This is a genomic window from Haladaptatus sp. W1 (assembly GCF_001723155.1).
Lineage (GTDB): Archaea > Halobacteriota > Halobacteria > Halobacteriales > Haladaptataceae > Haladaptatus > Haladaptatus paucihalophilus.
This window is the reverse complement of the sequence record NZ_MEIH01000170.1, coordinates 1-2306: the sequence shown is the minus strand read 5'-3', so window position 1 is coordinate 2306 and position 2306 is coordinate 1. Positions and strand designations below refer to the sequence as shown.

General features: G+C 60.0%; 2 protein-coding genes and 1 pseudogene. All 3 read right to left on the bottom strand.

What is annotated here, in order from left to right:
• Positions 1–386: pseudogene (locus BG842_RS33035) on the bottom strand (ATP-binding cassette domain-containing protein); the annotation flags it as partial.
• Between the two features lie 36 nt (positions 387–422).
• Positions 423–1601: an ABC transporter ATP-binding protein gene (locus tag BG842_RS08950; protein WP_069450495.1), complete on the bottom strand. Its 1179-nt coding sequence runs from the start codon at positions 1599–1601 to the stop codon at positions 423–425.
• Positions 1602–1604: 3 nt separating this feature from the next.
• The gene (locus BG842_RS08945; RefSeq protein ID WP_254663009.1) at positions 1605–2189 is read right to left on the bottom strand and encodes a carbohydrate ABC transporter permease; all 585 of its coding nucleotides are present in this window, start codon (positions 2187–2189) and stop codon (positions 1605–1607) included.
• Positions 2190–2306 lie beyond the last annotated feature (117 nt).

The window sequence follows — 2306 nt, the reverse complement described above, 5'->3', positions numbered from 1 at the left end:
GGTGATGTCGAGAAGTTCGGCGATTTCGTCCACCTTGCGGTTTCGCTCCGCCTTGCTCAGATCGGTCGAGTGTTTTAGCCCGTAGGCCATATTCTCTCGCGCGTTCATCTTGGTGTAGAGCGCATAGCTCTGGAACACCATCGCGATGGAACGTTCGCTTGGCGCGAGGTGTTGGACCTCGCGGTCGCCAATGGTGATCGTCCCGTCGGTTACGGTTTCGAGTCCGGCGAGCATCCGGAGCGTGGTGGATTTCCACAGCCGGATGGCCCGACGAGGACTAGAAACTCGCCGTCGTCGATGTCGATGTCGAGCGAATCGACCGCCACTTCGCGGCCCTGTGCGTCGTCGTAAATCTTCGTGAGGTCGTTCAGTTCAAGCGTCGCCATCCGTCTCACCTCCGTGGTCGTATTCCGCAGTTCGGTTCATCGAATCGCCTCCCCCATCGCGTCGAACGCATGGAGTTCCGTCTGGTCGAACGCTACGTCGACGCTCGTACCGGGCGAAACGCCCTCGGGAAGCGCCCGAACGCGGGCGATGAACGTGTTGTCACCTCGCGCGAGTTCGAGTTCGTAGGCGTTGCCGAGCGGTTCGATAACCTGCACGGAACAGGTCACGGCGTTCGTCAGATTCTCCGAGTCCGGTTGGGAGACGTTCGCCACGTCCTCGCCGAGCGTTTCGAGCAGATGCACGTCCTCGGGTCGGACTCCGAGCGTTTCTGTGTCGGCGGGAAGCGCCGCATCGAGCGAGACGGCGTCGCCGTTCGGCAGGAGCGTGACGCCGTCGTCGACGAACACGTCGAAGAAGTTCATCGGCGGGTTGCCGATGAAACCGGCGACGAACTCGTTTGTCGGTGTCTTGTAGATCTCCTCGGGGGTTCCAACCTGTTGCAGTTCGCCGTCATCCATCACGGCGATGCGGTCGGCGACGCTCATCGCCTCTTCCTGGTCGTGGGTGACGTACACCGTGGTCGTTCCCAGTTCCTGCTGGAGTTCCCGAATTTCGAAGCGCGTTCGAACCCGGAGTTGTGCGTCCAAGTTCGACAGCGGTTCGTCCATCAGGAACGCCTTCGGTTCACGGATGATGGTTCGACCGACCGCGACGCGCTGTCGCTGGCCGCCCGACAGTTGGCCGGGTTTCTTTTCGAGGAGGTCCTCGATTTCGAGGAGTTCGGCCGTGTGTTCGACTTTTGCATCGCGTTCCTCGTCCGTAACGTCCATCTTCCCGAGCGGGAATTCGAGGTTGCCACGGACGGTCTTGTGCGGGTAGAGCGCGTAGCTCTGGAACACCATCGAGAGGCCGCGCTCTTGTGGAAGCGTCCGCGTGACCTCCTCGTCGCCGATGTCGATGCGTCCGGCGGTCGGCGTTTCGAGTCCGGCGATCATCCGGAGCGTGGTCGATTTGCCACAGCCAGACGGGCCGAGGAGAACGAGGAACTCGCCCGGTTCGATGTCGAGCGAAAGGCCCTCGACGGCCAGCACGTCCCCGTATGACTTTTCGATGTCTGAGAGCGTGATTCCGGCCTGTTTCGTCTCGACCGCAGACTGGTTCGTTTCCGTACTGGAAGCCGATTCCGCGTCAATTTCGGTCGTTTTGGAGGACATTGGTTAACCCTCCACCGAACCGAATGTGAGGCCTTCGACCATGTATTTTTCGAGGTACACGAACATGATGATGATCGGAATGCTCGTCAGCAGTGATGCAGCCATTATCTGTCCCCACACCTGTGGAACCCTGACGAGAGTGCGTCCAGACCGATAGGAAGCGTGAACGTCGATTGGGACTGGAGGAAGATGCTGGCGAAGAGGTACTCGTTCCACGCGATCATGTACGTGTAGATGAACACGGCCACGATGGCGGGTTGCCGACAGCGGGAGTGTGATGCGGAAGATGACTTCTAACCGCGAGTAGCCGTCCATCATCGCCGCCTCCTCGATTTCCGGTGGGACGCTCCGGAAGTAGTTCCCGAGCATGTACAGCGACACCGGCAGCGTCTGGACGAGGTACGTGATGACCAGACTGCCGAGGTTGTCCACGAGTCCCATCCAGACGATTATCTTGAAGAGGGGCACGACCAGCAGGATACCCGAGAACATGTACACGAGCAGGACGCCGCGCGAGAACAGGCCTCGTCCGGGGTAGTTCAAACGGGCGAAACTGTACGCGCCGAACGTCGAGACGACGACGGACATCCCCGCGGTAATCACGAAATGATGATGAGGCTGTTTTTGAGTACGTGACGAACGGGAACGTCTCGGGGCTGAAGACGCTCTCGTAGTGTTTCAGCGTCAGGTCCTGTGGCACGAACG